This window comes from Psychroserpens damuponensis (genome assembly GCF_000826655.1).
In the GTDB taxonomy this organism is placed as follows: domain Bacteria; phylum Bacteroidota; class Bacteroidia; order Flavobacteriales; family Flavobacteriaceae; genus Psychroserpens; species Psychroserpens damuponensis.
Genome location: NZ_JXJO01000017.1, coordinates 72185 through 98418 on the forward strand (window position 1 = coordinate 72185; position 26234 = coordinate 98418).

Below are 26234 nucleotides of genomic sequence, written 5' to 3' on the forward strand. Positions count from 1 at the left end.
ATATTGTTTTACTTCGGAAATGTGCTCGATTCAAAATAGTCTAAAAAAGATAAAATGATCCGTATTACTATTTCCGAAGAAAAAATATTGAGATATCATACTTGTAACATAATATAAAAATGCATATTGCTAACTTAGATTTTTGAGCAATAAAAAAAGATTAAAACGTTTAAATGACCAAAATAAAAGTCATCATACCTGCTTATAACGAAGCAGATTCTATAGCGCTTGTTATTAAGGATATCCCAAACATAGTTGATGAAATTATCGTTGTAAGTAACAACTCTAATGATGATACCGAAATCAATGCAAAAAAAGCTGGTGCCACTGTACTTAAAGAAACTAACAGAGGTTATGGTTATGCCTGTTTAAAAGGCATGAGTTATATAGCTAAACAGCAAGACCAACCAGATATTATTGTGTTTTTAGATGGTGATTACAGCGATTATCCAGAAGAATTAACCAAAATTGTAGCTCCAATTATTAATGACAATATTGATTTTGTGATTGGATCTCGCGTTAAAGAATTGAGAGAAAAAGGGTCTATGACAATACCTCAAATTTTTGGAAATTGGCTTTCAACATCATTAATGACCCTCTTATTTAGAGCAAAATTTACCGATTTAGGCCCTTTTAGAGCCATTAAATACAAGACGCTTTTAGACCTAAAAATGGAAGATAAAACTTATGGTTGGACGGTTGAAATGCAGCTCAAGGCATTACGAAAAAAACTAAGCTATACTGAAGTGCCTGTAAACTATAGAAACAGAATAGGTGTCTCAAAAGTTTCAGGTACAGTAAAAGGTGCTATATTTGCAGGCGTAAAAATCTTAGGTTGGATTTTTAAATACAGTTTTAAGTGATCTATCTACAATACACCATAATCATCATTTACACTATTGCTATAGTGCTTATATTCTTATATTCATTAGCGCAATTAAATTTACTCTTTAATTATTTATCGTCAAAAAAAGCGACTAAAGAGTGTGATACATTTGATTTTTCTAATAGCGATGAAATCCCTTTAGTAACCATACAACTTCCTGTTTTTAATGAAATGTATGTGATGGAGCGCTTATTAGAGAATATCGCGCTTATTGATTACCCTAAAGATAAATTGGAGATCCAGGTACTAGATGACTCTACAGATGAAACGGTAAATACAACCCGTTTACAAATAGAAAAACTCAAAAATACAGGTTTAGACATAAAACATATTACTAGAACAGATCGTAGTGGTTTTAAAGCTGGAGCGCTTAAAGAAGGACTTAAAACAGCTAAAGGCGAGTTTATAGCAATATTTGATGCCGATTTTCTTCCGCAGAAAAACTGGTTAAAACGCACTGTGCTTTATTTTAAAGATCCTCAAATTGGTGTTGTACAAACTCGTTGGGGACATATTAATAGAAACTACTCTATACTCACTAAAATCCAAGCTTTCGCATTAGACGCACACTTTACTTTAGAACAAGTTGGACGCAATAGTAAAGGTCATTTTATAAATTTTAATGGCACTGCTGGAGTATGGCGAAAAGAATGCATTTTTGACGCAGGAAATTGGGAAGGTGATACACTTACTGAAGATCTAGATTTAAGCTACAGAGCACAACTTAAAAATTGGAAGTTTAAATATTTAGAAGATGTCGAAACACCTGCAGAATTACCCGTTGTAATTAGTGCTGCACGTTCACAACAATTTAGATGGAATAAAGGTGGCGCAGAGAACTTTAGAAAAATGTGTTCTAGAGTTATTAAATCTAAAAACATATCTGCTAAAACTAAAGTTCATGGCTTACTGCATTTACTTAATAGTACCATGTTTTTAAATGTATTTATTGTGGCTGTGTTGAGTATCCCAATGCTTTATATCAAAAATGAATATGAGCACTTGAGATTTTACTTCTATTTTATGTCGTTTTTTGTAATGAGTACAATCATTTTCTTTGTGTGCTATTGGTTTATGTATAAAGAAATTTACGGTAGTGGTTTTAAAAAATTCTTTGGTTATATTGGTATGTTTTTTACGTTTTTCTCAATTGCTATGGGCTTTTCGTTACACAACTCAATTGCTGTTTTAGAAGGTCATGCAGGTAAACGTAGTGAATTTGTACGTACACCAAAATTTAATATTAGTACTCTTAAAGATTCTTGGAAAGGCAACAAATATTTAAAGAAAAAACTATCACCTCATGTTGTTATTGAAGGTATACTCATGCTCTATTTCGCATTTGGTTTATATAGCGCGTTTATTGTAGGAGATCAAGGTGGAGATTTTGGATTATTTCCTTTTCATTTGATGCTATTTATTGGTTTTGGCTATGTGTTTTTTAAATCTTTAAAGTCTAAGGTTTGATTCCCTTTTGGAAACTTAACAAGATTCCTATTCTGCTTGCATGCGTTAGCTTTTTACTCTATTGGCTATTTGCTTACGATTTAATACGAACCGATTATACTAAACTCATCACACTATATGTTGCAGCTTGGTTGGTGTTTATTTTACTGCTTAAATACGCCAAAAACAACCTCAAGCTTTTATCAACCATTGCATTTCTATCTAGAGCGATTTTCATTTTAGCAATCCCTAATTTATCTCAGGACTTTTATAGGTTTATTTGGGATGGACGTATGATTCTAGAAGGATTAAACCCATATCTCTACACGCCAGAATCTTTTATACAAGCTGGCACACATTACCCTATTCCTGAAGCTGAAGCGCTTTATAATGGTATGGGAACACTAAACGGTAGTCATTACACCAACTATCCACCAATTAACCAACTTTGTTTTTTAATAGCTGCATTGTTTTCTAATGCTAGTATTTTAGGTTCGGCAATCGTGTTTCGTTTATTGATTATCGTAGCCGATTTTGGAACTTTTTTCTTCGGAAAAAAGTTACTCAAACAACTAAACTTACCAGAACATAACATATTTTGGTACATTCTTAACCCATTTATAATTATAGAATTAACTGGCAATCTTCATTTTGAAGGTGTCATGATTTTCTTTTTAGTGTGGAGTTTATATCTCTTACATTCTGGTAAATTTAAATGGGCTGCAGTTGTATTTGCTTTGTCAATTTCTGTAAAGTTGATACCGCTTTTGTTTTTGCCTTTGTTATTTTTCTATTTTAAAAAGCCCAACGTTAGTTTTAGCGCAATTGAGAAACCTCCTGCTAATGAGCCGTTAAAACAGACTTCTAATATGATAATAAAAGAAGTTCAAAATGAGGACACAACAAGACTAGACGTTAAAAAGTTAATTTCTTTTTATGTCATTATAGGTGTCACAACACTGTTACTGTTTGCTCCTTTTTTCTCTTCAGAATTTATAAACAACTATTCTCAAACTGTTGCGTTATGGTTTAATAATTTTGAATTTAATGCAAGTGTATATTATGTTTCTCGCGAAATTGGCTATTGGTTTACTGGTTATAATGAAATTGCTGTAATTGGTAAAATCTTGCCTATTTTGGTGTTTCTTTCGGTTTTTGGATTGTCCGTTTTCCGAAGAAAAATAGACACAAAAACTCTAATTACACATATGCTTTTTGCTTTTACTATCTACTTGTTTTTAAGCACAACGGTTCATCCATGGTATATTGCAACGCTTTTAATATTAAGTGTATTTACTCATTATAAGTTTCCGTTGGTTTGGAGTTTTGTAATTATTTTGAGCTACTTGGCTTACATCAATCTTAATAAGGCAGACAAGTCTGAAAACCTATGGATTATCGCGTTAGAGTATGTGATTGTTTATGGTGTATTTATTTGGGAAGTGTTTTTATCTAGACGATTTCCGAAGCATAAAAAAACCAGCTCAAACGAGCTGGCTTCATCATAAATTGGTACTAAAATTATAGTTTTTTTAGGGCTATAATGGTGTAAACTTCTACTTCATCTTCGTAGCCATCCTCATCTTTTTCAATTTCTGTTTCTGTTGTATAAGTCACCGAGAATTTAGTGCCTATTAATTTTTCAGAATTTAAATCAAAAGATTTTAATAAGGATTTATCTAGGTGTTGAAGTGTCATTGTATAGTCATCTCCATCATCACTAGTTTCAATGAAATTGTATCCATAATCTTCATAACCATCATAAATACCAATAAAAGTTGTTGTGTCTTGATCTGTATTTGCAGATGTTAAAACAAATAAAAATATACTCAAAAAGCCTGTAATTAAAACGGATTTTGTTGTCATTGTAATAAAATTTAAGCGTTGAAAATTAATTTATTTTCTTCGGAAATTTGCCACTACAAGTCCGAGAGCGCTTTTAGTAATTTCATTTAATGAATTACACGTGGAATATCATATATACGTTATATACAGCTATTTAGATCAAATATGTTTAAAAAAAGATAGTTTTATTGAGTTATGTATAAAATTGAAAACTGTTTACACCTCATCAAAATCTGGATCTTCTTGTCCAGGTTCTAGATTAGGGTCTGTAACCGCATCTGGATCATCATCTTCAAAATCTTCATAATCATCTTCGTCATAATTCTCCATGGTCATTTCGAGTTTGGTACTCACTTTGACTAAATACTTCGTGTCTTCCGTTATCACTTCTACTGCTTCTACAGTTTCATTTTTAGCATTTTTGAATGAGATCACATTATCATCATCATATCCATCGGGATACTTTTGCACTAAAAGGGCTAAAATTTCGGGTGTTAACTTTTTGAAGTCAACAATTACACGTTTTAAGTTTTGATCGTTACGTCTCATTATTTTAATATAAGAATTGGAACTAATTAAGGTAAATATACTATTTATTTTTCGACACGAATAACATCGTAAACATCTTTTCTACGATCTTTCAAATTTTTAACAGCTCCAAACGAATGTAATTCTCTTAACAAACTAATATCTACATCTGCTACTAATATCATTTCTGTATTTGTAGTGGCTTCTGCTTTTATACCATTACTAGGAAAAGAAAAATCGCATGGTGTAAACACCGCAGATTGAGCGTATTGAATATCCATATTATTTACATTTGGCAAATTACCAACGCTACCTGCAATAGCAACATAACATTCGTTTTCTATTGCTCTTGCTTGCGCACATAAACGTACACGCGAATAGCCATTTTGAGTATCTGTTAAAAATGGGATAAATAAAATATCCATACCTTCATCTGCTAGCAATCTAGACAACTCAGGAAATTCAGAATCATAACAAATTAAAATACCTATTTTGCCAGCATCGGTTTCAAACGTTTGTAATTTATGACCTCTTTGCATTCCCCAAACCTTAGCTTCATCTGGTGTAACATGAATTTTTTCATAACGTTCTAAACTACCATCTCTACGGCATAAATAACCAACATTAAATAGTTTGTCATCAATTAACTCTGGCATACTACCTGTAATAATATTGATATTATATGAGATAGATAATTGCTGCATTTTTTCAACAATAACCTTAGTATATTTGGCTAATTCTCTAATAGCATCTGGCTCGTGCATATGGTTATACTTTGCCATTAATGGTGCATTAAAAAACTCTGGAAACAGGGCAAAATCAGATCTGTATGCAGCAACACTATCTACAAAATACTCAACTTGTTGCATCAATTCTTCTAAGCTATTATAAGTACGCATTTGCCATTGAATCAACCCTAATCTCACAACAGTTTTTACTGTACTTGCTTTTCTGCTTTTTTTGGTATAATAAATATTATCCCACTCCATTAAAACGGCATATTCATTTGAAGCCGTATCACCTTCTAAATAACCTTTTAAAACACGAACTGGATGAAAATCGTTAGATATTTGAAAATTTAATACAGGATCATGAATTTCTTTACGCTTTACTTTTTCAATATACTCTTTAGGCATTAGCCCTTTATGTTTATGATAATTAGGCATTCTGCCTCCAAAAACAATACCTTTTAAGTTTAAATTTTCGCAAACTTCTTTTCTATAATCATATAAACGTCGTCCCAATCTCAACCCTCTATATTCAGGTTTTATAAATACATCAATACCGTAGAGAACATCACCTTGAGGATCATGAATTTTAAACGAATCTCCTGTAATAATATCGGCATAGGTATGATGATCATCAATATTATCATAATCTACAATAAGCGACAATGCGCAACCTGCAATATTACCATCAATTTTGATCACCACTTGCCCTTCGGGAAACATTGTGGTTAAGCGTTCAATATGGTGTTTTTTCCAATATGAATCTAAAACACCACCATAAGACTCTAAGGTTGCCGATTTTAATTCCTCAAAATCGTCAACCGTTAGATACTTTAATTCTATATTTTCAATTTTATGATCTTCCATTACATATCTAAGAGATAAGCAAAAATTAATGGTGCTACGATGGTTGCATCACTTTCGATAATAAATTTTGGTGTGTTAATATCTAATTTTCCCCATGTAATTTTTTCATTTGGTACAGCTCCAGAATATGAACCATAACTCGTTGTAGAATCACTTATTTGGCAAAAATAACTCCAAAATGGTGTATCAGTACGCTCCATATCTTGGTACAACATTGGCACTACGCAAATTGGAAAATCTCCAGCAATACCTCCTCCAATTTGAAAGAAGCCTATTCCTTTTTTAGAATTATCTGTATACCAATTGGCTAAAAACGTCATATATTCTATACCAGATTTCATTGTACTAGCTTGCAATTCGCCTTTAAGCACATAGCTTGCAAAAATATTACCCATTGTACTATCTTCCCATCCTGGACAAACAATAGGTAGGTTTTTTTCGGCAGCCGCATACATCCACGAATCTTTTAAATCGATTTCATAATGCTCTTCTAAAACTCCAGACAATAGTAATTTATACATATATTCATGTGGCAAATAGCGTTCACCTTTAGCTTCAGCATCCATCCAAATTTTAACGATATGCTCTTGTATTCTTCTAAAAGCTTCCTCTTCAGGAATACACGTATCTGTAACACGATTTAAGCCTTTTTCTAGTAAATCCCATTCATCTTGAGGAGTCAAATCACGATAATTAGGTACACGTATATAATGCGAATGTGCCACTAAATTCATAATATCTTCTTCAAGGTTTGCACCTGTACAAGAGATGACATGAACTTTATCTTGACGAATCATTTCTGCAAATATCTTACCTAATTCCGCAGTACTCATAGCACCAGCTAGTGATACTAACATTTTTGAACCAGCGTTTAATTGATCTTCATACCCTTTGGCTGCATCAACTAAAGCAGCTGCATTAAAGTGTAAATAATACGTTTCTAAAAATTTTGAAATTTCTCCTTTATTAGTTGTCATCGTCGTTGTTAAATTTTGAAACTCTATTTGAGTTCCCTTTAGATTCATTGTTTGTGTTTTCGAATTCGTCGTCTGCGTTTTCGTTTAAAAATTTATAAGTCAGCATTTTATAGTATAATTTTGCTGCAAGAAAATCTGATGATTTTTCTTTAGAATTAGGACATAATTCAACAATATCAAAACCTACCACATTTTTCTCTTCAAACACTTGACGTAAAAACTCAATAGTTTCATACCATAACAATCCTCCAGGTTCTGGAGTTCCTGTAGATGGCATAATTGAAGGATCAAAAGCATCTAAATCAAAAGTGATATATACGTTATCTGTCATTTGATCAATTACAGCATCCATCCAAGAGTCATCTAAAGCCATATCATGAGCAAAATACGTTTTCTCTTTATCCATGACTGTAGTTTCCATAACATCCATACTACGAATTCCTACTTGAATTAAATTAGTTGTTTGACTCGCCTCGTAAACAGCACAAGCATGGTTACAAGTTGAGCCTTGATAGTCTTTACGCAAATCTGCATGTGCATCAATTTGCAAAACTGTTAAGTCGTCAAAACACTCATTAAATGCTCTAATGGTCCCAATTGAAATAGAATGTTCGCCTCCAAAAGTCGTTACAAACTTATTACGTTTAATATACTTTTTTGTAATTTGATGAACCGCATTGACCATGGTTTCTGGTGATGTATTTTCTGTAATTGCATCAGCCAAATAGATGCCTTGCTTATATACTTCTGTTTCAGTTTCAATATCGTAAAGCTCCATGTTTTCCGAAGCATTTAAAAAAGCTTCTGGCCCTTTATCTGATCCTTTTTGCCACGTACTTGTACCATCATAAGGCACAGGGATTAAGACAATTTTAGAACTGTCTAATTTAGCATATTGCTCTTCTATTCCTGCGTAAGTTTTATTGTCCATTGTAACCTAATATTTTAAGTAAGTCTTCACTTTTTTGTTGTTCGCGAAATAATTTTGTGGTGAGGTTTCCATCAGCATCTTTTTGGATTAAAATATGTTTTGGTGATGGGATTAAACAGTGTTGTAAACCCCCAAATCCACCAATAGTTTCTTGATAAGCTCCTGTATTAAAAAAGCCTATATATAATGGTTTGTCTTTATTATATTTTGGAAGATATATGGCATTCATATGTTGTTCACTGTTATAATAATCATCACTATCACAAGTTAAACCTCCTAAAAGCACACGTTCGTAACTATCATTCCAACGGTTAATTGGCAACATGATAAAACGTTTATTAATTGCCCAAGTATCTGGCAACGTTGTGATAAACGAGGAGTTAATCATATTCCATTTCTCACGATCATTTTGTTGCTTTTGATACAATATCTCATATATTGCTCCTCCACTTTCTCCAACTGTAAAGCTTCCAAATTCGGTAAAAATGTTTGGTACATCAACATCTTCTTCTTCACAAACTAATTTAATTTGATTTACAATTTCATCAACCATATATGCATAGTCAAAATCGAAAGCCAAAGAGTTTTTTATAGGAAAACCTCCTCCTATATTTAAACTATCTAATGTTGGACAAATCTTTTTTAAACTTGTGTACACCTTTAAACATTTGTTAAGCTCGTTCCAGTAATACGCATTATCACGAATGCCAGTATTGATAAAAAAGTGAAGCATTTTTAATTCTACTTTTTTATTCTTTTGAATTTGATTTTTATAAAAAGGCACAATATTCTTGTAGCCAATACCTAATCTCGACGTATAGAATTCAAATTTTGGTTCTTCTTCCGAAGCGATTCTAATACCAACATTAAATTTTCCTTTTATATCTTCGGAAAGCAACTCAATCTCTTCGTAATTATCAATTATGGGAATTGCATTTTTATGTCCATTATTAATTAATCTCGCAATATTAGTAATGTATTGCGCGCGTTTGAACCCATTACTAATAACAAATGTTTCATTTGTAATTTTACCTTCAGCCTTTAATCGTTCAACAATATCAATATCAAAAGCTGATGACGTTTCAATATGAATATCATTAGATAACGCTTCATCTAAAACATGTTTAAAATGTGAGCTTTTTGTACAGTAGCAATAGTTATATTTTCCTTTATAATCATATTTTTCAATAGCATCTGCAAACCATTGTTTTGCCCGATTAATATTGTTAGATATTTGAGGTAAATACGTAAATTTTAAAGGTGTTCCATAATCTTCAACCAGTTTCATTAGGTTGACATCGTGGAATTCTAATGTTTTATTTTTAAGTTTAAATTCGTCTTGAGGAAAATCAAAGGTTTGATTTACCAAATCAATATATTTAGTATTCATTGTAATTTTTAAAAAAGTTAAATATAGATAGTGAAGGTTAACGCTAGGTTAAACCAACAAAATATTATTATCAAGATCAGGATTGTACACCAGATAAATCTTGAACAAAAATCAAAAGAATAATAAAATCATACCTGCAGTTGAGGATGAGTTGTAGGAATGAACCCAAACAAATGTTGGCTCATAAATATGTAGTAAGCGGAAGTTAGCTCTAAAATTTGGTTGCTTAATCTATAAGCTGCTTTTGAATATGACTTCCTGATGTTCAAAAACCCAAACGTATAAACATGGTTCAATTTGTTCAGCTATGTGCTTGGCTTTTGAGAATTTAATTTCTCTAAAAGCGACGCAAATGTAATTTATTTTTTGACACGCAACACATTTTTGTATTTTTTTTGAATTATTTTTTTAACTATAATTTTAAGTCTATTTATTTTTTAATCTTTAATTTTATAATACACTCATTCAAAAGGTGTTTTCACGAGATGAATATCAGTGTTGCCTCATTATGACTTGTTAAACCTTTTAAGCGTGTATAATTTTGATTTAAACAAACACATATAATTATGAAAACTCAAACTATTAAAAAAATCACACTGCTATTTGGTTTAATAATGTGTACTGCATTATTTTCAAATAAAATGCATGCACAAAGTAAAATTGCGACTACTACTGCTGTTGCAGATCAAGAATTAACGGTTAAAGGAAAGGTGACCGATGAAAACGGACCATTATTAGGTGTCAACGTTGTGCTTAAAAACAGTAAAATTGGTGTTATTACAGATGAGAATGGAGAATTCACATTTCCGCAGTCATTAAGCTCAGGAGATATATTAGTATTTAGTTACTTAGGTTATGAAAAACAAGACATCAAAATTGATGCTAAATCAACTTATATAAACCTGTTAATGTCATCTGACCTTGTTGAAATAATGGGTGCGCCAAATAGCAATACTCCTTTTAAATCTAAGCGCTCTAAATAAGCGTTTATATTAAGTGTTATTATATAAAATGAGATATTTATTGCTCTTCATAGTTGCATTTCAGTCTCATGCTCAAATATCTGATTTTGATCACATTAATTTTTCGAAAGCAGATTTAAACGCATCTATTTGCAAAAATGAAGGGCTTGATAATATGCCTAATCTGGTTTATAATCTCACATCAAATTTAGATACAGATGTAGAGCGTTTTAGAGCCATCTACATGTGGGTTTGCCACAATATTGCTAATGATTACACGCTATATTTAAAAAACAAGCGCAAACGAAGTAAGTATCAAAATGACAGTGTTAAGCTCAAATCTTGGAATAATCGTTTTAAAAAGGATGTTTTTCGTAAACTTTTAAAACAGAATAAAACCATTTGTACTGGTTACGCTTATATCGTAAAAGAGCTTGCTAAATTAGCTAATTTAGAATGTGAAATTGTTCATGGCTATGGGAGAACGAGCATGACAAATATTGATGAACTTGATCCTCCAAACCACTCTTGGAATGCTATAAAATTGAATGAAAAATGGTACCTGTGTGATCCTACTTGGGCAAGTGGAATTCCTGATCCTGAAACCAAAATTTTTAAATTTGATTACAACAATGGTTATTTTTTATCTAACCCTCAATTGTTTATAATTAATCACTTTCCGCAGGAGGAACATTGGACACTTATGCCAAACGAATCTCATACATTTGATGAGTTTCTAGCTGCACCAATACTTTATGGCCAAGCCTACACTTATTTATCAACGCATGATTATCCAAAACTTATGCATCAATCATTACATAAAAATGAAATGGTGCAATTTCAATATAAGCTTCAAAACGATATAGATGTAGAAAGTGTTCGTTTTTTAATTGACAATGGATATACCAATAAAAAAACGACTCCAAATTCTGTAAACATAGAAAACAAATCACTCATTATAGAACACCAATTTGAATCTAATGGTTTCTATGATGTGCATCTTTATATAGGAAATGATTTAATATCTACCTACACGTTTAAAGTTAAAGGATAAGAATATTGAATTACAACATTTGTAATGTATTCACTTCTTGAGTTGTCAAATGTTTCCAATGACCTCGTGGTAAATCTTTTTTGGTTAATTGACCTATTTGCACGCAATCAACACGTACAATCTCATAATTAAGATGATCAAAAATAGTATGTAAAATAGAATTACCTGTATTTTTAATTTTAAGTCCGATTAGTGTTTTAGGAGCACCATCAATATAACTCACTTCTTCTACAGCAATTAGCTTACCCATTGGTTTGATTCCTTCTTGGATCTTTTTAAAATCTTCATATTTTAAATCTCTATCCAATTCGATTTCAAATAATCGAGACACACCTGTTTTAGAATTCGTGAATTTTTTTGCAATCACATCATCATTAGTAAATAGTAGTAAACCTGTTGATCCTCGTCCTAATCTTCCAATGGGTTTAATACGAGCAGTTGTAGAGTTTGCAACTAAATCCATCACTGTTTTCCCTTTACTCTCACTGGTAGTCGTGGCAAAACCTTTAGGCTTATTTAGCAACACATATGTTTTTTTCTCTGGGTTGATACGAGCACCATCAAAACGAACTTCATCATCAAGTTTTACTTTGTAACCCATTTCATTGATAACTTTTCCGTTAACAGTGACACTACCAACAGCAATATGCATATCTGCATCTCTTCGAGAGCACACACCAGAATTTGCTATATATTTGTTTAGTCTAATATCATCAGTATTAGATGTTTTTTTTGGTGCCGAAGGTGTAGCAGCTTTTTTCTTAGCAGGAGTTTTTTGACGAACAACATTTTCTCTTTTTGCTTCATCGCGTCTTTTACCTGACCTTTTATTTTTAGGCTTGCTACTTGATTTTCCGTTTCGTCCTTGTCTGCTCATGATGTATGAATTTTGCGCAAAGGTAGTCTATTAGTTGAATTAATCTACAATTTTGATCGTAGATTGACGTTCTCGATTAACCGATAATAGTGTTACGTCTGGTCTAGAATAGTGTCCTACAGGATCAAAATTTTGACGTTCTTCAAGTACTCGATTAAAATCTATGGTATGATAAATAAGTCCTTCTTTATGTAATACAGGTGCTACAACCCACTCTCCATCTGGTCCAGCAATACAGCTACCACCATTGGCTAAGACTTTAGGCGCTTTATCTAGTATTTTATCTAAGTGTGGTGTGGTCTTCGGAAAATCTTCCGCAGACATCAAACTAGAAACCGATATGACATAAGAGCGAGATTCTCTAGCAATAAACCGTGTAATATCTTTTGTATTATGATCACTTCCTGGCCACACAGCAATATGTAAATTTTCGCCTAAACCATAAAGTGCCGCTCTGGGTAATGGCATCCAATTCTCCCAACAATTAAGTCCGCCAACAGTAAAATCTTTAAGAGAATGCACCTGTAAACCATGACCATCACCTGGTGACCATGTTAAACGTTCATCATAAGTTGGCTGAAGTTTTCTATGAACAGACTGTATTACACCTTCTTGATTAATATACACTAATGATGCATAAACACTGTGACCACCTCGATCTAAAGGACGCTCAATAATCCCTAAATAAATTGCCATTTTATAGTGTTTTGACAATTTACAAATGGAATCTAAATCACCTTTCTCAATGGTAATTGCATTTTTAACGTAATGCGCATGTAACTCTTTATTTACATTAGTATTCCATTCTGCTCCTCCTGTTAATGCCAACCAAAATGGATAACCAGGCACTAAACCCTCACCAAAAACGATGAGTTCTGCTTTTTCTTCGGAAGCTTCTATAATAGACTGCTCTACTTTCTTTAACGTTTCAGTTTTATTCAACCAAACCGGCGAAATTTGAGCTAATGCTACTTTGAGTTTTTCAGTCATTTAAATACGATTTAACACTACATTTATATTAATAAGAACAATACTAAACACACCTGCTACAATGATAAATTTCAAAATATTATGCAGAATTAAATAATGGGTTTTAGTTTTCGATTTCCAAAGTAATAGTAGAAAAACAATTAATAACATTACAGATAGGTAGAAAAACAAATACATGTGTCCTACATCATAATGAAACAGTAACAAATACAAAGGGATACTGGTTAAACCAATTAAAACTGAAAGCATAATTTTTGATGCTTTTTCACCATATATAATTGGAATGGTTTTATAATTAAGTAGTAAATCGCCTTTTATATTTTCTAAATCTTTAGTTAGTTCACGCATTGAAACTATTAAAAACAAGAAAAAAGCATGTATAAAAATAACGTGTTCAACGTTTTTGTAATAGAGAAATATGACAAAAAATGGTAAAATGGCTAATATGGCTGAAGTTAAATTCCCTACAAAAGGAAGTTTTTTGAGTTTATGTGAATAAAACCAAATTAAGAAGATATAAATTGAAAAAAATACTACAGCGTTAAACGACACGTAACTCGCCATCACAACTGCTGTGAAATTTAGCACAAAATAAAAAGACAACTTGGTATTTTGACTTATCAATTTATCTAATTTAGACTTATTTGGACGGTTGATTAAATCTTTTTCAGAATCGTAAAAATTATTAATAATGTAGCCTGCAGCTATTGTTGAAGCAGATGCAAGTACAAGCACTAATAAATTTAAATCAAAAAGTACTGCTTTTAAAGGCTTATCATGAGCTAAAATATAAATTGAAGTTAGGTATTGAGCAATTACAATGACAAGAATATTGTAACCGCGAACGACAGAAAACATGCTAAAAAACTTTAGCAAGATATGTTTTTGTCTACGTGAAAACATACGTGAAGGTTTAGAAGTTATAAACCACTTCTAACTTATAATCTTTAAGAGATTGCTTAGCAGTTTCTATATCTTCAGTAAACCCTAAAATATAACCTCCACCACCAGAGCCACAAAGCTTTAGATAGTATTCATTAGTATCGATACCTTTTTTCCAAAGTTCATGAAATTGATGAGGAATCATAGGTTTAAAGTGATTCAATACGACTTTTGATAATTGTTTGGTATTTTTAAATAGTGACTTTACGTCTCCTTTTAAGAAATCATCAACACAAGCATCTGTATGTTTTATAAATTGATCTTTAAGCATGCTTCTAAATCCTTCTTGCTTCATGTTTTCCATGAAGATGCGAACCATAGGAGCCGTTTCTCCAATAATACCAGAGTCTAATAAAAACACAGCACCTTTACCTTCGGTTTGTTGTGCAGGAATACCAGCTGTTTCGATATTATCTTTAGAATTGATTAAAATTGGAATACTTAAATAACTATTTAAAGGATCTAATCCAGAAGATTTGCCATGGAAAAAGGATTCCATTTCAGAAAAAATAACTTTGAGTTTTAATAATTTCTCTCTGGTTAAATTTTCTAAAACTGTGATTTTATCTTGTGCATATTTATCATAAATAGCAGCAACTAAAGCACCACTACTTCCAACACCATAACCTTGAGGAATTGAAGAGTCAAAATACATACCACCTTCTACATCTTGCTCTAACGCATCAATATCAAATGACACAGTTTGAGCATCCATATCTTTTAGATACGACACATACGCACTTAAACATTCGTTTGATTTAATAGCGTCTTGTGATGGGTTTTCGTCTGTCTTTAAAGCGCCATTATAAAAATTATAAGGGATAGATAAACCTTTAGAATCTTTAATGATTCCGTATTCACCAAAGAGTAAAATTTTAGAGTAAAATAGTGGTCCTTTCATAAGTTTGGGCAATTCCTTTAACAAATATACGTATTATAATTGTATTTGGTTTGCGCCAAAGCCAATTTGATCGCTAATATAATGTTCATTTTGACAAAAGGCAACTAATTCATTTTTAATGAATTCCACAACACTTTCCTTTTCATTTTCTGGATATAACACATGAACATTTGCTCCTGCATCTAAGGTAAAACAAATTTTAGAGTTGGTTTGAGCTCTATACGTCCAAATTTTATTTATAATCTCTAAAGTGTTTGGCTTCATTAAAATAAAGTATGGCATACTTGTCATCATCATGGCATGTAGCGTCAATGCTTCACTTTCAACAATTTTAATAAACGCATCTAAATCTCCTGTTTCAAAAATTGAAATAAGTTTAGACATGTTTTCATGGGCTTGTTCAAAACGTCGTTCTGCAAAGGGATGCTTATGCATCAAATTATGACCAACCGTACTGCTTACTTGTTTTTCTCCTTTATCAACCAGTAAAATTGTGTCTTGATAATGCTTAAAATTTTCATGAACTGAGAATGGGTATTTAATTCCGAAGAGATTAGAACTCTTATTAATCTCCTTATGAGTTCCCCAAACAATTAAGTCTCCTTCAATACTTCGGCAAGCGCTCCCAGATCCTAATCGTGCTAAAAATGATGCTTTTTGATTAAAATAGTCTTCAGAAATATCTTCTAAAAACTCTTTCTCAACACTCATTAAACACAAAGCTAAAGCACTCATACCAGAAGCCGATGACGCAATACCAGAACTATGCGGAAACGTATTAGACGTTTCAATTTTAAAATGATAATCTTTTAAAAACGGTAAATAGATTTCAATTCGCTTAAAAAATGTTGCAATTTTAGGTTTAAAATCGTCCTTTTTTTCTCCATCTAAAAACACATCAAATGAAAAATCATTTGTAGTCTTCTTTTTTACAAAACTGAGTGTTGTGGTTGTTTTACAATTATTTAGTGTGAAACTTATAGATGGGTTTTCAGGAATTTGATCTTCTTTTTTTCCCCAATATTTTACTAAAGCAATATTGCTAGGCGACGACCACGTATAGCTGCCGTTCTCTACAGTTTTCGCAAAAGGTTTTGGAATGAAATTTTGTTCAGTCATGTGTATTAATTCTGAGACAAAGATAATAGTTTTACCATTGTTTTAAAGTTTCGTGATGTCGCTTTTACGTTTAGTTTTTTCTCAAACGCATTCATATTAAATTTCGTACGTCCATATCCAACAGATGAATAAAAATAAAGGCAATCATTAATAATTTGGAATATCTCATTATCATATGTGATGTGCATCACCTCATCTACTAATTCTGATTCAGGAATTTTACTTAACAACACAAAATAACTGTTTTCTTTTTTTTCTTCGGAAAACGGACAAGCATCAAAAATTTGCTTTAACTCAGCTCTCGTTTTTGCAATTACCGGAACGTCAAATCCAAAATGAGATGCAATAGCTTGCTTTACATTAGTTTCTATCGTTGATTTTTCTTGAGCAGCATTTAAAACAATATTACCACTCTGTATGTAGGTTTTTACCGCTTCAAAGCCTGTTTTTGTGAGTAATTCTCGCAACTCAGCCATTGGGACTTTTCTATGTCCGCCAACATTGATACCTCTTAATAAAACTATAAATGTGTTCATCATTGAGACATGTTTTTAGCTGCAATAAAAGCTCCAGACCAAGCGTTTTGAAAATTAAATCCGCCAGTAATAGCATCAATATTTAAAATTTCTCCTGCAAAATATAGGTTTTCATGTAGCCTACTTTCAAAGGTTTTAAAATTTACTTCTTTTAAATTTACGCCTCCAGCTGTGACAAACTCTTCTTTAAATGTACTTTTTCCTGTTACATTAAAAACGGCTTGCGTAAGCTGAGCCGTTAAGGCCTCTAATTGCGATTTATTAAGATCTGCCCAACGGGTTTCTTGTGTAATTTGAGATGCTAAAACCAATTTATGCCATAATCGTTTTGGCAGTTCAAATTGAGCTAACTTAAAGACTGTTTTTTTAGCAAAATCTTGTTTTAAATTTTTTAATTGTTCTAGACAATCATTAAAAGATTGTTTAATAAAATTGACTTCAATTTCAAAATCATAGTTGCGTTTTGCCAACTCAATAGCTCCAAAAGCAGAGAGTTTTAAAATGGCTGGCGCACTCATCCCAACGTGTGTGATTAATAATGGACCCTCACTCCATAACTCTGTATCTACCACTTTAACCTCTACGTTTAAAGCTACAACACCAGGAATATCTTTAATACGCTCATCTTTAATATCAAATGTAAATAATGACGGTACAGGTTGAGAAATTGTATGACCTAAACCTTCTAATAGCGTCCATATTTTAGGATTGCTACCTGTTGCTATTAATAATTTATTTGAAGAAAATTGACCTTGCGATGTTTCTAATTCCCAATTTGTTTCGGTATGAATAACAGATTTCAAAGCATGATTATACAACACATCAACGTTATATTTTTGTGCTTCACTTAGAAAACAATCTATAATGGTTTGCGAGCTATTTGTAATTGGAAACATTCTACCATCATCTTCAATCTTTAATTCAACACCTCGTTCTTCAAACCATTGTATGGTATCTCCTGTCATAAATTGATGAAAAGGTCCTAATAATTCTTTTTCACCTCTTGGATAATTGAGCACTAATTCTTGAGGAATAAACTCTGCATGTGTGACGTTGCAACGTCCTCCTCCCGAAATTTTCACTTTTTGCAAACCTTGTTTTCCTCGTTCTAAAAGTGCAATTTTTAACTTTGGGTTTTGCTCAGCGCAGTTAATTGCTGCAAAAAAACCTGCAGCTCCTCCTCCAACTATGATGACATCATATGCTTTCATTCTCTATTTTCAATGTTTTATCTAAGGAGATAAAAGTATTAATTTCAAGTAAGAAAAAGCAGCAATTCATTTTTTATAATAGCTTTATGATTTTTGATTTTAGTTTCCGAAGAAAAACTCATTATTTTACATATAAATCTATACCATATGCCTATTTACTTCAATTTTGTTTTTCTAAGTTTGATGCTTGCTAGCGCTTGTGATTCTGGAAAACTTACAGCTACTGCAGATTTACCTTCTAGCTTAAAAGAAATTTCGGCCATTGAAAAAACTTCAACGTCTAACATGTTGTGGGTTATTGAAGATGCTGGAAACACAAATAATTTATATGGTCTTAATGCCAAAGGAGATGTTCTTAAAGATATTAGTATTAATAATATTCAAAATATTGATTGGGAAGATTTAACGTCTGATACCTTCGGAAATATCTATATTGGCGATTTTGGCAACAATAGTAAAAAGCGTAAAAGTTTTGCAATTTATAAAGTAACCGCTCCTGAAAAAGCGTCTTCTAATACTACTGCAGAAGTGATTAGTTTTACGATGCCAAAGGGAGAAAAGTCACAAGATTTTGAATCATTCTTTTTATATAATAACAAGTTTTATGTGTTTAGTAAAAGCAATAAACATGTAAAGTTATACTGGGTTCCAAATGACATAGGCGATCATGAAGCGCGTTACATTTCCGAAGTAGAGCTTAAAGGAAAAAACACCAAAGTGACCTCGGCAGATATTAATAGTGATGGCTCTACGGTAGTTTTATTAAATCATGACAGGCTTTGGAAACTCACTAATTTTGATGCTGATGATTTTTTAAGTGGCACTATTAAAGCTGTTGAATTTGATCACGATTCTCAAAAAGAAGGCATTAATATTACCGATAATAATATGGTATTAATTACTGATGAAAAGACAAAACACGAGGGTGGTAAATTGTATACAATGAACCTTAATTAACATAAGTAGTGTTTATTAATCCTCTAATAATTTATTCATTTTTATATAGCTATAATTGATATTCCCTATGTGTTTATATCGTTTTTCGTCTACTTGTAATTCTCCCCAACCAAAATTAAACTCTATGATTTTATCGTGATATTGGTTTAGTAATTGCTCTGAAATTAATAAATATTCATCTTCATTAATATCGTTTTTTAAAAGTCGGTGAGCAATAATCACATCTTCACCCATAAGTTTAATGTGATTACCTATTTGCACAGACTCTACATATTCTCCATAATGTAGAATGATTTTTAAACCTAGTTGCGGTATTTTATCAATTCCTTTTTCTTGAGTATATTGTGTTGCTAGCGCATCTAGTTGCTTGTAAAACTGAGTAAAAAACAATTTACATTGATTAATGAGATCACTAAAAGGCGGTAATTCTCCAGTTTTAAAAAACAACACAGCATCTCCTTCAATTTCTGAAACTCTTAAACCAATTTCGTTGGTATATATAATTTCGTTTAGCAATGCTGGTATTACTTTAGCACTAAGCTCTATATTAGTATCACTCATAAAACGAGTAAAACCACTTATATCTGGTATGCAAATTAATGTTGGGTAGGAAGGCATAATACTTTTATTTTTAGCTAAAATAAGCTTTAAGTGTTAGAATACAGTTGTGATACAATTGCTAAATCTGCTTTATTTTTTAAACTATTGGTAGCATCTTCATGGAGATTCTCTATTTCTAAACTTATGGCTTTATGATATATTTCTAATTTTATATGGTCTTTATCTTTTAGATAATTTAACATATAAAATAATTTTTGAACTATAATGATATCATGACTACAATAGGTTCTTAACGCTGCCATCACTTGAAATAAAACCTCTTGAAAATCAATAGTATTTATTTTTAACATTGGTTCGTTTTTATCGCTATAAACAATGTTGACATCGTTTTTATACAATCTTAGAGAAAACAACTCTGTTAAATAATCAATGGCATTAATTGCTGTACCAGGATCGTTAATTCCTGGCGACATGGCTTTTACTGCGATTTCGGTAATTTGCTTAAAGGCTAATAAGTAATTATCTTCAATAAGCTCACTTTTAGAAAACCGAAATGCACCATTGACTTCATCAATAATTTTATCGTCTAATTTAACATTAGATTTAAATAGTAGTTGTTTTGGTAATATATAGGTGCCTTTTGTGGGTATTATTTCTAATTGAATATTATTTTCTTGGGCAATTTCTTTTAAAGCTTTTAAATTTAAATCTTGAAAATAACCAGACCTATGTGATGTGATTGGACACCATTTTGATGTTTGTGGAACGTTTACATCATCATCATTTTCTAAATCAATAAGTTTTTGAAGTCTTGCTTTAGCTGAATAAAAAATGCGATCCATGATATTATTAACCTGGATTTCTTGAGATATAGAATGAATAAAATATATAAATGCACCTAAACAAACGGTCATTGCAAAAATAGCAAGCAATACTGAAAACCCTGGAAGTTGGTATTTATTTCCTTCTGGCTCAATAGATACTAATGTAAATATGCAATAAAGCAATGTAAAATTATAGATACCAAGTATGATTTGATGTCTTCTATTAGAAATTAAACCTGGTAATATTCTAGGAGAAAAATTACTTGACGCTTGATTAAGCAATATCATTACCATAGAAAAACTAAACACCATAATTGATATTAAACCTGCTATGAATGTTGTAAGTAGATTTCTAGCAGTTTCGGTATCATTAACGACCAACACAGGAGCATTTTCAAGTAAATATTTAGAAATCCCAATGCTTTCAAAATAATACATTGTGAAAGCAAATGCGAGACCTAAAACACTTAAAAGCGACGGGTAGAAAGCAATTTTACTTTCTAATTGATAAATATTTTTTATGAAGTTGCTTAAATACGCTATCATTTAATTTTTAAAAGTTCAAACCAAAACCAAATGAGAATCGTAAACCTTCGGTACTATTAAAGAGATTGAATGTTCCTGAAAGACTTTCGGCTGCAGTGACCCAAAATCCGCCACCATAATCATTATGCCATTTGTTAGAATAATCACCTTCTAACCAAACACGACCAACATCAAAACCTCCAAAGACGCCTATTTGCAATGGCAATGTTTTTGTTTTAAATGAATCGAAACTATATCTAACATCTGCACTTCCTACAAACGAGTTTTTACCTGTAAAACGTTCTGTTCTATAACCTCTTAAACCATTTTGACCACCAATATTAGAAGCTTGATAAAAGATGAGATCATCGCCAACTCTAACTTGCAGTTTAGCATCTGTTTTTAAAACTAATTTTCGGTTTTTACTTAGCGTATTATAAAATCCTAAATTAGAATTTAAATAACCATATGTGTTTTTAGTCTCTTCAAATTCAGTTTTTCCACCTGCAGTAATTAAAAAATTCATTCCACGTGATGGGTTTAATTTACTATCAAAACTCTCATATTTAAATTCTGCCTCTATAGCTCCAAAATAACGTCTATCATAAAAACTTCTTGTAAATTCTGAAGCAAAATCTGTTATAAATCGATCTGCAGTATCGTCGACTTCAATGGCTTCTAAAATCACTCTAAAGCCATAATCACTACCAAAATTTCCTTTTTTAAGAATACCAGCTTTAGCCATGTAGATGCTTGTTTTAACACGGTTATAGTCTAAATCTAACTCGTCATCATTATTAACCGTTTCATTTCCGTAGCCAAAAAAGTTATTTGTAAAATTTTCAGAGGTAAAACGTCCTCCAACGTGTAAATTCCAATCGTTCATGATATTGGCAAACTCTCCATCATACTCTATAGAAAAACCACTAGTAGCAAAAAAGAATCCTCCTTTAAATCGGTGTTGATTTGAAAATGGATTACGTTGAAATCCGTTTTTAGTCCTTACATATTGCAAACCTAAAGACACGCCATCATCGGGATTAAAACCAATGGCTGGAGTGATTACGCTATTGTTTACAATGTGTTTTTGAAAATCAAAAAGATTATGGGTGTAAACATCAGTTAATCGAATAGTCGCACCATTATTCTCTTTAATGGTATTAGGTTTACTCTCATGATCGTACACTTTAATTCTACGTCCCGATTTTATGATATAGGTATCATTTTCTTGGCCACCAATTAATCTCGTAAATATTAAGTTATTAGCTTTACCAGTTACCTCAAACACATCTTCATCATCTAATCCATAAATCCAAAGTTCTTTAGTCACCTCTTTATTAAAAACTTTATCTACAAGAACCTCGCCTTTTTCGCCATCTTTAATTCTTGAAATCTTTACTTGTGTTTGGTTATCGCCAATGCGTATAACCTCAATATAATCGTCTTTATCGGTACCTGTAAGTATTACTAACTCATTTAAATATTCATAGTAGCGAGAGGCTATATCAAGCAGATTTGATCGTCTGCCTTTTAATTTTTGTTTTATCTCTTCTAATGTTTCATCTTGAACAGCTTTTGGCACTTTAGAAAACGCTAATTCTATAACGTCATCTGTAATATTATCTTGAAGAAATTTAGCATGTTCTAACCATTTTTCTTTAGTCGCTTGCTGCACCATTACGCGGTCTAATTTAACACCTGCAGCATTCATCCATTCAATATCTTCTAACTTTTCATCATACACTTGCAATTGTTTAGTAGATCCTGAAATTACGCGCATCACATCTAGCAAAGCTCCATCAAAATTAGAAAACACTTGATCTCTATCCCTAGGAATTGGTCGGTACAATTTATCGCCATTGTCTTGATCAAATTGTGCCCAACGCCATTGATCTTGGTGTCTATCCCAATCTCCTATTAGCATATCAAATAAACGTGCTCTTACGTAAGCATTTTCATCAATTTTATACTTTTCGTCTTCTCTAACTTTTTCAATAATATCATGAGTACTTTCTATATCATCGGCAAAACCAAAATTACGTTCTCCTGTGTAATTGTCTTCAGGACGCTCTTCAATCATATATAGTTCATCACCATAATCATTATTATATTTTCCTAAGTGTTTATGCTTCGGAATGTAATAAATCTTGGGATTGGTGTGATAAATTTTTGCAGCATCAGACAGGTCTGGCACCACAGCAAATGCATAAGGATGCGCAGCCGTATAAAAATCTTGAATTAAACCCTCTACTGCAGTTTTTTCAAACTCATCTTGTATATACGTATTTTTAAATAATACGGCTTGTAAATATTGTGTAGCACTTTTTCGCAAGGCTCTCATATTTAACTCCCTACCATCTTTTGTTTTTAAACGTAGTGATTTTGTTTGGTGACCACCTCCTGCTCTTACAACTTCTAATCCACCGTAAAGCGTATCTAGTGTTGCCACTTTTGCTGTTATTTTAGTACTGTAAATATCTCTATAATGACTACCCCAAACCGATTCAAAAAAACCAGTTTTATCGGTTTCTTCTTTTGTATATACTGAGGTTTCTATTTCCTGCGGAAATGTATCTGGCAAATTAGAAACATCATAATCTTTTGTTGGCTCATAGACCTCTTGAGCAAAAACACGTATAGGTTGCCCATCATCTTCTCCATAAATAGTGACCCAACTGCTACCATCTTTATAAACAGTTAGCTCTGCAAAACCTTGTTTACCGTAAGAGAACAATCCATTATCGCTCAATTGCGCTGCAGACTCTTTAGCACCAGAACCTGATACAATTTGCTTTATACGCTCCTGCTCAATATATTGTAATGAATGTTCATGGCCTGAAACAAACACTAAATTTTCAGACTCAAAAGCCAGTGTTTCTAATCGATTCATGAGCTTATTATAACGTTCATTATAACGATCTTGAATAGACACACCACCTTGAGTTCTAATTTGCGCTAAAAGTGACGCAAAAACAGGTACAGGAATTTTACTTTGTGTTGGATATAAATGTTTTCTTGCTGCATAAAAACCACCATGAATACCATTTGTAAACATAGGATGATGCATGGCTAAAACAATAGTTTTATTTTGAGCTTTCTTCAGCTCTCCTTCTAGTTCTTCAAAAAAACGTTCTCTTGTTTTAATCTCACATTTATCGTTTATAGCTGGATTTTCATTCCAATTTTCTAAATACCACTGTGTATCTATAGCAATTAATTGTATGGTTTCACTTACATCAATACTTTCTAATGGACAACCATTTTCAGGCTGAAATGTATTTTTACCAAGCGCCTCTTCAATATATTTTTCCTGACGTTTTAATCCATTAATACCATCTGTGTACCAATCATGATTACCTGGAATAAATAAAACCTCACCTTTAAAATCTTTTACCGATTTAATTTGACCTTCAAGTGCATTTTCTGCTTCAGCTCTTCCTTCTTCGTCTTTTGCTGGCAAACCAGAAGGATAAATATTGTCCCCAAGAAAAATAGCATAGTCATTTTTAGTATCTCTATCTTTAATGTGATTATTAAAAGCAGTTAATGCTTTAGACATACCTCCTTGAGGAGATTTCCCTGCATCACCTAATAAATAAAAGACCTTCTCAATCTCTTTATTAGGTCGTTCTGCTAATTTTGAAGCCTCTTCTTTATATTGTGCCTTGTGTGTTGCACACGCATTAAAAAGTAGGAACACAATAAGAATTGAAAAATAGTTATAATTTTTAGTCATTTATAGATTGTTAGATTTACAAAATAAAGTAAAAACTGCAAATCTCTTTGCCTTTATCACTAAATATATTGATGTTTACCCTAATTTGAGTGCATTACAATTACACTTTTAATCGTTACAAATACCGGTTTAATTTATACAAGCTCTGTATCAATAATCACATCACTTTGTAAGGTTTTATGAACTGGACATTTTGCTGCAATCTCTTTTAAGCGTTGCCGTTGTTTATCATCTAAATTACCAACTAAGGTTAGCTTTTTTGACAAATGATCTAGACGAGTTGGCTTCTCTAAATCTAACATCAAATCGTCACTATGTTTTTTAGAATAGGTGATATGAGTATACACTTCTTGTAAATCCCATTGTTTGCGTTCGGCATACATTTTTAAAGTCATTACTGTACAAGCTGCTAATCCAGCACTTAAAAAATCGTAAGGTGAAGGACCAAAATCATCTCCTCCCACTGCGTTTGGCTCATCTGCAATAAAACTATGTTTAGCCGTTTGTACCGTAGTAGTAAAATTATCCTCTTTTAAATTTAAATGCGCTACTAACTGTTCGCCAGTTGTATCTAACATCTTATTTTTCTGTTCCGGAAAATAGCGTTTCACCCAACTACCAATCATATCTCCAACATACAAACTGTCTTGAGCATTACTTAAAAGATGATCTGCAGCATCTAGACTCACAAAACTTTTAGGATGATGTGCGCTATGGTACAGTTGCTCTGCATTTTTAATTCCAACTATAGTATCTATTGGAGAATGCAATATTAGCAGAGGCTTTCTTAATGATTTTACAATCTCTGGTAAATTGGTTTTATCAAAATCGGCCACAAACTCCTCATCAATTTTAAAAGGTCGACCACCAATATTAACTTCTACTTTTCCTTTTTGTTTTATATCGTCAATACCATGAGAAAACAAGTGTTTCACATGGCTAACAGTTGAAGGCGCTCCAACAGTTGCCACTGCTTTTACAAGTTCTAATTTTGAAGCAGCCACTAAAACAGCTGCACCACCAAGAGAATGACCTACCATTAAAGAAGGTGCTTCATAATGCGATTTTAAATAATCACTTACTGCAATAAGATCATCAACATTAGCCGAAAAATAACTTTCAGAAAACTCACCTTCACTTCGTCCTAAACCTGTGAAATCAAATCTCACAACACCAAATCCATGATTTGTGAGTGCTCTGCTAATATGTCTCACTGCAGATAATGAACTGCTGCAAGTAAAACAATGTGCGAAAATGGCAAACTTATTTGGTTTTTGATTTGCAGGCAGCTCTAAATACGCTTGTAATTTATGACCTTTTTTGTTTTCTATTTTTAATCTCTTATTATTCATAATTACTATATTGTAAAATCGGTTTTTAAATTGCGCTATGATATCTTCTGAAATGTAACTATTTAAGACATCGCGTCATTATTTTATAA

The 26234-nt window shown here is 32.1% G+C and carries 23 protein-coding genes; 6 read left to right on the plus strand and 17 right to left on the minus strand.

Annotation, left to right across the window (positions count from 1 at the left end; genetic code table 11):
- Positions 1-173 precede the first annotated feature (173 nt).
- The 3 genes from TD29_RS09125 to TD29_RS09135 are packed head-to-tail and all read left to right on the plus strand — an operon-like array spanning position 174 to position 3840.
- On the plus strand, positions 174-863 hold the full coding sequence (locus tag TD29_RS09125) for a glycosyltransferase family 2 protein (RefSeq protein WP_040280236.1): 690 nt from the start codon (positions 174-176) through the stop codon (positions 861-863).
- Positions 863-2353: a cellulose synthase family protein gene (locus tag TD29_RS09130; RefSeq protein ID WP_040280686.1), complete on the plus strand. Its 1491-nt coding sequence runs from the start codon at positions 863-865 to the stop codon at positions 2351-2353. Before TD29_RS09125 ends, TD29_RS09130 begins: the two co-directional genes overlap by 1 nt.
- Entirely contained in the window at positions 2353-3840 is a 1488-nt protein-coding gene (locus tag TD29_RS09135; protein ID WP_040280688.1) for a hypothetical protein, read from the plus strand. The genes TD29_RS09130 and TD29_RS09135 overlap by 1 nt, the downstream gene beginning before the upstream one ends.
- A gap of 13 nt (positions 3841-3853) precedes the next feature.
- Here the strand turns inward: TD29_RS09135 and TD29_RS09140 are convergent, their stop codons facing one another.
- The 6 genes from TD29_RS09140 to TD29_RS09165 all read right to left on the minus strand — a co-directional run bounded on the left by TD29_RS09140 (position 3854) and on the right by TD29_RS09165 (position 9598).
- Entirely contained in the window at positions 3854-4198 is a 345-nt protein-coding gene (locus TD29_RS09140; RefSeq protein WP_040280237.1) for a hypothetical protein, read from the minus strand.
- Between the two features lie 195 nt (positions 4199-4393).
- Positions 4394-4726, minus strand: a complete 333-nt coding sequence (locus TD29_RS09145; RefSeq protein ID WP_040280238.1) for a hypothetical protein — start codon at positions 4724-4726, stop codon at positions 4394-4396.
- 44 nt (positions 4727-4770) lie between these two features.
- Positions 4771-6300 carry a bifunctional GNAT family N-acetyltransferase/carbon-nitrogen hydrolase family protein gene (locus TD29_RS09150; RefSeq protein WP_040280240.1) on the minus strand — a complete coding sequence of 510 codons (1530 nt, stop codon included), beginning with the start codon at positions 6298-6300 and terminating at the stop codon, positions 4771-4773.
- Entirely contained in the window at positions 6300-7277 is a 978-nt protein-coding gene (locus TD29_RS09155) for a deoxyhypusine synthase family protein (RefSeq protein ID WP_040280242.1), read from the minus strand. Before TD29_RS09155 ends, TD29_RS09150 begins: the two co-directional genes overlap by 1 nt.
- On the minus strand, positions 7267-8208 hold the full coding sequence (speB, locus tag TD29_RS09160; RefSeq protein ID WP_040280243.1) for an agmatinase: 942 nt from the start codon (positions 8206-8208) through the stop codon (positions 7267-7269). Before speB ends, TD29_RS09155 begins: the two co-directional genes overlap by 11 nt.
- Entirely contained in the window at positions 8198-9598 is a 1401-nt protein-coding gene (locus TD29_RS09165; protein WP_040280244.1) for an arginine decarboxylase, read from the minus strand. Before TD29_RS09165 ends, speB begins: the two co-directional genes overlap by 11 nt.
- A 566-nt stretch (positions 9599-10164) precedes the next feature.
- Between TD29_RS09165 and TD29_RS09170 the strand changes: the two genes are divergently transcribed.
- Together TD29_RS09170 and TD29_RS09175 are read left to right on the plus strand one after the other, a co-directional pair.
- Positions 10165-10581, plus strand: a complete 417-nt coding sequence (locus TD29_RS09170) for a carboxypeptidase-like regulatory domain-containing protein (RefSeq protein WP_040280245.1) — start codon at positions 10165-10167, stop codon at positions 10579-10581.
- Between the two features lie 28 nt (positions 10582-10609).
- The gene (locus tag TD29_RS09175) at positions 10610-11614 is read left to right on the plus strand and encodes a transglutaminase domain-containing protein (RefSeq protein ID WP_040280246.1); all 1005 of its coding nucleotides are present in this window, start codon (positions 10610-10612) and stop codon (positions 11612-11614) included.
- Between the two features lie 10 nt (positions 11615-11624).
- Here the strand turns inward: TD29_RS09175 and TD29_RS09180 are convergent, their stop codons facing one another.
- From TD29_RS09180 to TD29_RS09210, 7 genes are read right to left on the minus strand one after another with little or no spacing between them, the layout of a single operon-like run.
- The gene (locus tag TD29_RS09180) at positions 11625-12491 is read right to left on the minus strand and encodes a pseudouridine synthase (protein WP_040280247.1); all 867 of its coding nucleotides are present in this window, start codon (positions 12489-12491) and stop codon (positions 11625-11627) included.
- 39 nt (positions 12492-12530) lie between these two features.
- A complete protein-coding gene (locus tag TD29_RS09185; protein WP_040280249.1) occupies positions 12531-13481 on the minus strand; it encodes a carbon-nitrogen hydrolase family protein in 951 nt (316 codons plus the stop codon).
- Complete coding sequence (locus TD29_RS09190; RefSeq protein WP_040280251.1) at positions 13482-14384, minus strand: geranylgeranylglycerol-phosphate geranylgeranyltransferase; 903 nt, start codon at positions 14382-14384, stop codon at positions 13482-13484. It lies immediately after the preceding gene.
- A 10-nt stretch (positions 14385-14394) separates the two neighbouring features.
- Positions 14395-15324, minus strand: a complete 930-nt coding sequence (locus tag TD29_RS09195; protein WP_040280253.1) for a mevalonate kinase family protein — start codon at positions 15322-15324, stop codon at positions 14395-14397.
- A 33-nt stretch (positions 15325-15357) separates the two neighbouring features.
- Entirely contained in the window at positions 15358-16443 is a 1086-nt protein-coding gene (locus TD29_RS09200; protein ID WP_040280254.1) for a diphosphomevalonate/mevalonate 3,5-bisphosphate decarboxylase family protein, read from the minus strand.
- 5 nt (positions 16444-16448) lie between these two features.
- Positions 16449-16982, minus strand: a complete 534-nt coding sequence (locus tag TD29_RS09205; RefSeq protein ID WP_241485264.1) for a DUF1697 domain-containing protein — start codon at positions 16980-16982, stop codon at positions 16449-16451.
- Positions 16979-18190, minus strand: a complete 1212-nt coding sequence (locus TD29_RS09210) for a BaiN/RdsA family NAD(P)/FAD-dependent oxidoreductase (protein WP_040280256.1) — start codon at positions 18188-18190, stop codon at positions 16979-16981. The genes TD29_RS09205 and TD29_RS09210 overlap by 4 nt, the downstream gene beginning before the upstream one ends.
- 147 nt (positions 18191-18337) lie before the next feature.
- Between TD29_RS09210 and TD29_RS09215 the strand changes: the two genes are divergently transcribed.
- A complete protein-coding gene (locus TD29_RS09215; protein ID WP_040280257.1) occupies positions 18338-19147 on the plus strand; it encodes a hypothetical protein in 810 nt (269 codons plus the stop codon).
- A gap of 15 nt (positions 19148-19162) precedes the next feature.
- Here TD29_RS09215 and TD29_RS09220 read toward each other — a convergent pair whose 3' ends face one another.
- The 4 genes from TD29_RS09220 to TD29_RS09235 all read right to left on the minus strand — a co-directional run bounded on the left by TD29_RS09220 (position 19163) and on the right by TD29_RS09235 (position 26145).
- Entirely contained in the window at positions 19163-19765 is a 603-nt protein-coding gene (locus TD29_RS09220; RefSeq protein WP_040280258.1) for a DUF2652 domain-containing protein, read from the minus strand.
- A gap of 29 nt (positions 19766-19794) precedes the next feature.
- Positions 19795-21078 carry a DUF2254 domain-containing protein gene (locus TD29_RS09225; protein ID WP_040280259.1) on the minus strand — a complete coding sequence of 428 codons (1284 nt, stop codon included), beginning with the start codon at positions 21076-21078 and terminating at the stop codon, positions 19795-19797.
- 7 nt (positions 21079-21085) lie between these two features.
- The gene (locus tag TD29_RS09230) at positions 21086-24793 is read right to left on the minus strand and encodes a metallophosphoesterase (RefSeq protein ID WP_040280260.1); all 3708 of its coding nucleotides are present in this window, start codon (positions 24791-24793) and stop codon (positions 21086-21088) included.
- A gap of 134 nt (positions 24794-24927) precedes the next feature.
- On the minus strand, positions 24928-26145 hold the full coding sequence (locus TD29_RS09235) for a bifunctional alpha/beta hydrolase/OsmC family protein (protein ID WP_040280262.1): 1218 nt from the start codon (positions 26143-26145) through the stop codon (positions 24928-24930).
- Positions 26146-26234 lie beyond the last annotated feature (89 nt).

Bases quoted from the DNA above. Each gene is read 5' to 3' on its own strand.
- TD29_RS09235 (WP_040280262.1), bottom strand. From the start codon at position 26,145: ATGAATAATAAGAGATTAAAAATAGAAAACAAAAAAGGTCATAAATTA.
- TD29_RS09195 (WP_040280253.1), bottom strand. From the start codon at position 15,324: ATGAAAGGACCACTATTTTACTCTAAAATTTTACTCTTTGGTGAATAC.
- TD29_RS09210 (WP_040280256.1), bottom strand. From the start codon at position 18,190: ATGAAAGCATATGATGTCATCATAGTTGGAGGAGGAGCTGCAGGTTTT.
- TD29_RS09185 (WP_040280249.1), bottom strand. From the start codon at position 13,481: ATGACTGAAAAACTCAAAGTAGCATTAGCTCAAATTTCGCCGGTTTGG.
- speB (WP_040280243.1), bottom strand. From the start codon at position 8,208: ATGGACAATAAAACTTACGCAGGAATAGAAGAGCAATATGCTAAATTA.
- TD29_RS09205 (WP_241485264.1), bottom strand. From the start codon at position 16,982: ATGATGAACACATTTATAGTTTTATTAAGAGGTATCAATGTTGGCGGA.
- TD29_RS09125 (WP_040280236.1), top strand. From the start codon at position 174: ATGACCAAAATAAAAGTCATCATACCTGCTTATAACGAAGCAGATTCT.
- TD29_RS09150 (WP_040280240.1), bottom strand. From the start codon at position 6,300: ATGGAAGATCATAAAATTGAAAATATAGAATTAAAGTATCTAACGGTT.
- TD29_RS09140 (WP_040280237.1), bottom strand. From the start codon at position 4,198: ATGACAACAAAATCCGTTTTAATTACAGGCTTTTTGAGTATATTTTTA.
- TD29_RS09180 (WP_040280247.1), bottom strand. From the start codon at position 12,491: ATGAGCAGACAAGGACGAAACGGAAAATCAAGTAGCAAGCCTAAAAAT.
- TD29_RS09165 (WP_040280244.1), bottom strand. From the start codon at position 9,598: ATGAATACTAAATATATTGATTTGGTAAATCAAACCTTTGATTTTCCT.
- TD29_RS09215 (WP_040280257.1), top strand. From the start codon at position 18,338: ATGCCTATTTACTTCAATTTTGTTTTTCTAAGTTTGATGCTTGCTAGC.
- TD29_RS09175 (WP_040280246.1), top strand. From the start codon at position 10,610: ATGAGATATTTATTGCTCTTCATAGTTGCATTTCAGTCTCATGCTCAA.
- TD29_RS09200 (WP_040280254.1), bottom strand. From the start codon at position 16,443: ATGACTGAACAAAATTTCATTCCAAAACCTTTTGCGAAAACTGTAGAG.
- TD29_RS09225 (WP_040280259.1), bottom strand. From the start codon at position 21,078: ATGATAGCGTATTTAAGCAACTTCATAAAAAATATTTATCAATTAGAA.
- TD29_RS09220 (WP_040280258.1), bottom strand. From the start codon at position 19,765: ATGCCTTCCTACCCAACATTAATTTGCATACCAGATATAAGTGGTTTT.
- TD29_RS09190 (WP_040280251.1), bottom strand. From the start codon at position 14,384: ATGTTTTCACGTAGACAAAAACATATCTTGCTAAAGTTTTTTAGCATG.
- TD29_RS09230 (WP_040280260.1), bottom strand. From the start codon at position 24,793: ATGACTAAAAATTATAACTATTTTTCAATTCTTATTGTGTTCCTACTT.
- TD29_RS09145 (WP_040280238.1), bottom strand. From the start codon at position 4,726: ATGAGACGTAACGATCAAAACTTAAAACGTGTAATTGTTGACTTCAAA.
- TD29_RS09170 (WP_040280245.1), top strand. From the start codon at position 10,165: ATGAAAACTCAAACTATTAAAAAAATCACACTGCTATTTGGTTTAATA.
- TD29_RS09155 (WP_040280242.1), bottom strand. From the start codon at position 7,277: ATGACAACTAATAAAGGAGAAATTTCAAAATTTTTAGAAACGTATTAT.